Origin of the sequence: Sulfurihydrogenibium yellowstonense SS-5, assembly GCF_000173615.1 — a bacterium.
In the GTDB taxonomy this organism is placed as follows: domain Bacteria; phylum Aquificota; class Aquificia; order Aquificales; family Hydrogenothermaceae; genus Sulfurihydrogenibium; species Sulfurihydrogenibium yellowstonense.
Genome location: NZ_ABZS01000086.1, coordinates 1 through 6,846, shown reverse-complemented (window position 1 = coordinate 6,846; position 6,846 = coordinate 1). Strand labels below are relative to the sequence as shown.

5 protein-coding genes are annotated in these 6,846 nt (G+C 33.9%); 2 read left to right on the top strand and 3 right to left on the bottom strand.

The annotated features are described in order from the left end of the window. Window positions 1-754 (top strand): type II secretion system F family protein (locus SULYE_RS04620; RefSeq protein ID WP_007546997.1); only part of this gene is annotated, 754 nt, incomplete at its 5' end. After that, the gene (gene mnmA / locus SULYE_RS04615; protein WP_007546996.1) at window positions 754-1,812 is read left to right on the top strand and encodes a tRNA 2-thiouridine(34) synthase MnmA; all 1,059 of its coding nucleotides are present in this window, start codon (window positions 754-756) and stop codon (window positions 1,810-1,812) included. The genes SULYE_RS04620 and mnmA, both read left to right, overlap by 1 nt. 423 nt (window positions 1,813-2,235) lie before the next feature. Here the strand turns inward: mnmA and SULYE_RS04610 are convergent, their stop codons facing one another. The 3 genes from SULYE_RS04610 to SULYE_RS04600 all read right to left on the bottom strand — a co-directional run. Then, a complete protein-coding gene (locus SULYE_RS04610) occupies window positions 2,236-5,481 on the bottom strand; it encodes an efflux RND transporter permease subunit (RefSeq protein WP_007546994.1) in 3,246 nt (1,081 codons plus the stop codon). Window positions 5,482-5,484: 3 nt separating this feature from the next. After that, a complete protein-coding gene (locus tag SULYE_RS04605; protein WP_007546992.1) occupies window positions 5,485-6,651 on the bottom strand; it encodes an efflux RND transporter periplasmic adaptor subunit in 1,167 nt (388 codons plus the stop codon). A 2-nt stretch (window positions 6,652-6,653) separates the two neighbouring features. Then, window positions 6,654-6,846 (bottom strand): TolC family protein (locus SULYE_RS04600; protein WP_007546990.1); only part of this gene is annotated, 193 nt, incomplete at its 5' end.

Here is a 6,846-nt window from a genome sequence, read left to right as displayed (position 1 = left end):
TATTTACTATGAAAAGTTAGCAGCAATAAGAAGAAAGATAATAAGTGCATCTTGGTATCCGGCAGCAGTTTTAATCATAGCGACAGTAATTGTTCTAGGGCTACTAACTTTTGTAGTTCCAACTTTTGCAGAAATATATGCAAGCTTTGGTGGCGAATTACCATTTTTAACCCAAATTTTAATAAATATAAGTAATATTCTTAAAGAAAATATTCTGTATGTAATGGGTTTTTTTGTAATCTTAGTAATTATAAATAGACTAATTTATAAAACAGATAATGGAAAAAGATTCTATCATAATCTTTTTTTAAAAATTCCTTTGATAGGGAAAATACTTCACAAAGGAGCTCTAGCTAAGTTTGCAAGAACATTTGCTACGCTTATAAATGGTGGTGTTCCTATTTTAAGGTCTGTTGAAATTGCTTCTACAGTCGTTGGAAACGTATTAATTGAAGAATCTTTACAAAAAACCAAAGATGAAATAGAAAAAGGTAAGCCTATTGCTGCATCTCTTGATAAAAAATACTTTCCACCTATGTTTATAGCTATGGCTGCAGTAGGTGAAAACACAGGTAGATTAGACGAAATGCTTGATACGATCGCTAATTTTTACGAAGATGAAGTAGATAGAGAAGTTGATGCACTTATTTCTACCTTAGAGCCCTTATTGATGGTATTCATTGGTGGAATTGTTGGATTTATTTTAATCGCATTATACTTACCAATCTTCAAAATGGGTGAACTCATTAAGTAATGAAAAAAGTTGTTGTTGGTTTAAGCGGTGGAGTAGACAGCTCCACTGCTGCATTTCTATTGAAAAAACAAGGTTACGAAGTCGTTGGCATAAGCTTAAAATTTACAGACATAGACTCCTGTGAGGTTGACACTCAAGTATGCTGTTCTGATAAAGATATTTTAGATGCAAAAAAAGTAGCTGAATTTTTAGAAATTCCTCATTATGTAATCAATTGGAAAGACATTTTTGAGAAAAAAGTAATCAATTATTTTATAGAAGGCTATAAATCTGGCTTGACACCAAACCCTTGTAGTATCTGCAATAGAGAAGTAAAAACTGGGCTTTTTGCAAAATATATTAAAAGCTTAGGTTTTGATTACTTAGCAACGGGTCATTACATAAGAACAGATATTGAGGATGGTGTTAAAGTTTTAAAAAGAGGTATAGATAAAAATAAAGATCAATCGTATTTTATGGCTTTAGTGGAGAGAGAAGTGGTTGATACTTTGATATTTCCGCTTGGTAATTTAACAAAAGAAGAGGTTAGAAAAATAGCACAGGAAAATAAAATACCTGTTAGTCAAAAAGAAGAAAGCTTTGAAATCTGCTTTACAAAAGGCAAATCTCCGGAAGAATATTTTAAAACATTGAATATTAAAACTAACGAAGGAGAAATAGTTCATATTTCTGGAAAAGTTTTAGGTAGACATAAGGGCATAGAGAACTATACAATCGGACAAAGAAGAGGTTTAAATATTGCATGGAAAGAACCTTTATATGTAATAGAAAAGGATGCGCTTAATAATAAAATAGTAGTGGGTGAAAAAGATTATTTGCTTACAGATAAAGTTGTTGCTAAGGATTTTAACTTTTTAGTGCCAATTGAAAAATGGAAAAAAATAGAAGTTCAAGGAAGGTATAAACAAAAACCTATAAAAGCCAAGGAATATCATTTTGACGGAGAAAATTTAACTGTAATTTTTGAAGAGAAGGTGCCAAGGTTTGCACCCGGTCAAATATTAGCTGTTTATGATGGTGATACTTTACTTGGTGGTGGAATTATCTCAAGAAGTTAGAAATGAGAGTTAAACAATTTAAAGGATTATAGGGATGCTTAGTGTTCCATAAGAATAAGGAGGGGTTATTTTTAATAATCAAAGTTATTCTGCAGCCGGTAAATAATATTCTTTTACTTCAAATAATAATAATAATACAGTAATAGAAAAGATCCTCCGGACCACAATCTTCAGGATTGACAAAGAAAGTGAAAGAGTAGGAGCAAGTCATGAATCGCACTTAACACATAACACGTTAAAAATTTTCTCATTTGGCGCTCTAAAGTTGGAATAATCTTTTTTACTCTTTTTCTATTAATGGAAATCAATCCTTCAAGAAATTAATCTTTTGTCTTTTCGGCTTTTTGGTGATAAATAAAGTGATGAGAATCTCTTATCTTTTTCAAAAAGGGTGGGGGTCAAAACCCCCTCCCAATTATATCATTAGCATTCTTCTTTTTTAGCGTCGATTGGAACTGCTGGGCAAAGGTGTAATTTTCTCTCTTCTCCAACTATCATGTAATAAAGCACTGGTACAACCACAAGAGTTAATAAAGTTGATGCAATTGTACCAAATATTAACGCGATCGCAAGACCATTAAAGATTGGGTCAAAGATGATAACAAACGCACCAACAACTATTGCCGCAGCTGTAAGTAAAATTGGTCTTGTTCTTACTATTCCAGCTTCCAATAATGCTTCTTCTAAAGGTAATCCTTCCTTTAATTTCTGCTCTGCAAATTCTACCAAAAGAATTGAGTTTCTTAGAATGATACCAGCTAATGCAATAAATCCTATCATTGATGTAGCTGTAAAAAATGCTCCCATTAAAAAGTGTCCTGGTACAATACCAACTAATGTAAATGGTATTGGAGACATTATGACTGCAGGCATTTTGAAAGATTTAAACCAACCAACTAATAAAATGTATAAAACTACAATAGCAACTCCAAATGCTATACCCATATCTCTAAATGTTTCGTAGGTTACTTGCCATTCTCCGTCCCATTTTACATAGTATCTATCAGTCAATTCTGGCTGATGGGTTAATAATTCTTCTACACCTCTTCCATCAGGAGTTTTAATATTTTTAATTTTGTCCCAAAGGTCAAGGATTGGGTAAACTGGGCTACCAAGTTTATCGTTAACGTTTGCTATCACATAAACAACCGGTTGTAGATTCTTTCTGTAAATATCATGTTCGGTAGTTGCAGGCTTAACGGTCACTAAAGAATTAAGTGGTATTCCTCCCATAGGAGTAGGTATTTTCATAGATAGAATATCTTCAATGCTTCCTCTGTATTTTTCATCTAATCTCACAACTATGGAGACAGGATGTAAATCATCTGATGATTGGATTAATCCTACTTTATGTCCTGCCAAAGCAATTCTAACTGTTTTTACAATAACATCTTCCGACAATCCATATCTTTTTGCTTTTTCCCTATCTATATCTATTTGAAATTCTCTTTGTAGATAGTTAGCATAAATGCCTACGTCTATAATACCGGGTGTATTTTCAAATATTTTTTTGATTTGATTAGCTACTTCAAGCTGTCCTTTATAATCTGGTCCGTAAACTTCCGCAACAATTGGAGATAATACCGGTGGTCCGGGTGGTGGTTCTACTACTGCTACATATTTAGCCCCGTTAGCTTTTGCAATTCTTGCTACTTCATCCCTAATTCTTTCTGCTATCTCGTGAGATTGTGCTTTTCTATCATGTTTACCAATAAGATTAATATGTATTTGAGCTAAATTCGGAGCTTCTCTTAAGTAGTAGTGTCTTACTAAACCGTTAAAGTCGAATGGTGCCGGTTGACCTACATAGATGACATAGTTTTTTACTTCGTTAACGTTTTTAATATAATCTGCTATCTGTTTTGCTACTCTATATGTTTCTTGTAGAGGTGTTCCCTCCGGCATGTCTAATACAACTTGCAACTCACTTTTGTTGTCGTATGGTAGCATTTTTACAAGAACAGCCCTACTTACAAGGAGTAATGCTGATACAACCAACAGCATTCCTGCAAAGCCTAAGAAAATCCATCTTTTAGCTCTGCTATTAAAAAGCGGCATATAGATTTTATTAAATAATCTTACCAAGAAGCCTGCTCTTGCTTCATCTTCTCTTCCTAAAGCTTCCGGACTTTCATGTGCTTCATCATGCTTTAGCCATCTAACGGCCAAGTAAGGAGTTAAGATAAATGCTAAAAGCATTGAGAAAAACATTGCAACAGATGAATTAATCGGTATTGGTCTCATGTATGGTCCCATAAGACCTGTAACAAATGCCATTGGAAGAAGTGCAACAATAACAGCGAAGGTTGCTAATATAGTAGGGTTTCCAACTTCGTCAGTAGCTACCACTGCTGCATCTTCCATTGGAAGTTTTCTCATAGAAAACCATCTGTGAATGTTTTCAAGAACAACGATAGAGTTATCAACAAGGATACCAATAGAGAAAATGAGTGCGAAAAGTGTAACCCTGTTTAATGAGTATCCGTACATTTCGCTTAAAAATAGTGCAATAGCAAGTGTAACCGGAATTGTTACTGCAACAATTAAAGATTCTCTAAATCCAAGAGTTACTGCAATCAAAAGAACTATAGAAAAAGTAGCTATGAGTAGGTGCTCTATTAGTTCGTTTGCTTTTTCTGATGCAGTTTCTCCATAGTTTCTTGTGATTGTAAAGCTCACATCGGAAGGAATGATTTTGCCCTTCATTTCGTTTAATTTTTCAATAACATTTTCAGCAACTATAACAGCATTACTTCCGGTTTTTTTAGCTACTGCAATGGATACTGCGTTTTCGATCGGTTTAGAAGCTTGATTTGATGCCGCGCCATATCCAAACTGAACGTAATTTTCTATCTCACCTTCACCTTCTTCAACTTTTGCTATATCTTTAATTCTAATAGGTGCATTGTTATAAACCGCAACTACAACATTTTCAACATCTTCTTTTGACTTTAAAAACTGACCTGTTCTAACTTTGTATCTGTAACCATCTTTATCAAACTCTCCCGATGGAAGAGAAATGTTTCCATTTTGAAGAGCCTGAACTACCTGCGGAAGCATGATGTTATAGGCGTTTAATTTTGCAGGGTCAAAAAGAATATCTATTTCTTTTGGTTTTGAGCCTATGATTGTAGTCTCTGATATATTTGGAAGCTGTTTTATTTCATCTTCTATAACTTCTGCTATTCTCCTTAAATCATAAGAAGAGTATTTATCACTGTGTAATGTGATTGACAAGATAGGCACATCATCAATAGATTTTGGTTTTATAATAGGCTGCATTGCCCCTTCAGGCATTCTGTAATAGTTAGACATTACTTTGCTGTATAGTTTTACTAAGCTATCTTCCGGATTTGCTCCTACTTTAAATCTAACTGTTACTATACCAAAACCGTCCCCGGCATAAGAATAAACGTACTCAACATCCGGAATTTCCCACATTAATTTTTCAAGTGGTTTTACAATAAGATTGTTAACCGTATCTGATTTGGCTCCTGGATATGGAACCATAATATCGATCATTGGAACCACAATCTGTGGCTCTTCATCCCTTGATGTTGTAAATACTGCAAAAAATCCAAGGAGTAAAGAAGCCACTACTAAAAGCGGCGTTAGCTTAGAGTTTATAAAATACTTAGCAATTCTACCGGCAAGTCCTAAATTGTTCATTCTTTATCCTCCTAACCTACATCCATCACAAGCTTTTTCTATGTTAGATTGGATAATTCTGTCTCCGGGTTTTAAACCAGAGAGAACTTCTACGTATTCTCCATACTCTTCTCCAAGTTTAACGTAGGTTAGTCTGATTATATTATCTTTATCAACTGTATAAACTGCATTTAGCTGACCCCACTTAAACACGGCTGTTTTAGGAATAAGTATTTTTGGCTTTGTATCCGTAGGTATTAACAATTTTCCGTACATACCTGTTGTGATATTTTCTGAAAATGGAATATTTAACTTAACTTTAAAGGTTCTGTTCATTGGGTCTATGTTTGAGTTTTTCTCAATAACTTTACCTTTTACAACCTTACCGTTTAAATCAATATCAAGCTCATCACCTACTTTTACTTTATCAAGCAATGACTCATCAAGATTTGCTAAAAACTGTAATTTTTTCTCTCCAATGATGAAAATCGGCATGCCTGGAGCTGCCATATCTCCTTCATCATTCATCTTTTTTAAAACATAACCATCAAAAGGTGCTTTAATAACTGTATATCCTTGCATAACATTAACTTGAGCTAATTTAGCTTTAACTTGTGATTCTTTAGCTTTTAACTGACCTAATTTAGCATCTACTTGGTCAACCATAGATTTTGCAGCAATCATTTTTGTTTCTATTTCTTCAAGTTGTTGTTTTGAGATAGCATTTTCTTGATAAAGATTCTTAAATCTTTCATAAGTTCTCTTTGCAAATTCGTAGTTTTCAAGAGCTGCTTTTCTTGCTGCTAAAGCTTCTTCTCTTGCCTTAGAAAGCTCTTCCAGTCCGGCTAAAGCTTCATTTTTTTGCTGTTTTATCTCAGAATCATCAAGAATTGCTAAAACCTGTCCGGCTTTTACATAGTCGCCTTCTTTGACGTAGATTTTTAATATTTGACCCATCCATTTTGTAGCCACTTTTGCATTGTTGTCAGCCGAAACCATACCATCGGCTTTGTAATAATTAGGTGCTTGTTTTTCTTCCACTGTTAAGACAGGTAGTCCACTGACAACTTTAACCTCTTTCTTTTCTCCCGGCTCAACCCTGTGAGATAAAAATCCTCCAAGCCATAAAATGAAGATAGCAATCGGTAAAACAAAAAAGAGTATAAACTTTACAGGTCCGCTCATTTTCATCTTTACTCTCCTCTCTTTTGATTTTCTTCAATTAATTTTCCAGTTTGATATTTTAGTTCTAATACTGACAATTGACAGTTATACTCTGCTTGTGCCTTGTCAAACTTTATTTTGTCATACATTGTTTGTGTATCAAGTAAATCAATCATAGATGCAAGCTGATTTTTATATCTTACCTCTGTTATTTTTAAAATC

Bases quoted from the DNA above. Each gene is read 5' to 3' on its own strand.
- mnmA (WP_007546996.1), top strand. From the start codon at position 754: ATGAAAAAAGTTGTTGTTGGTTTAAGCGGTGGAGTAGACAGCTCCACT.
- SULYE_RS04610 (WP_007546994.1), bottom strand. From the start codon at position 5,481: ATGAACAATTTAGGACTTGCCGGTAGAATTGCTAAGTATTTTATAAAC.
- SULYE_RS04605 (WP_007546992.1), bottom strand. From the start codon at position 6,651: ATGAAAATGAGCGGACCTGTAAAGTTTATACTCTTTTTTGTTTTACCG.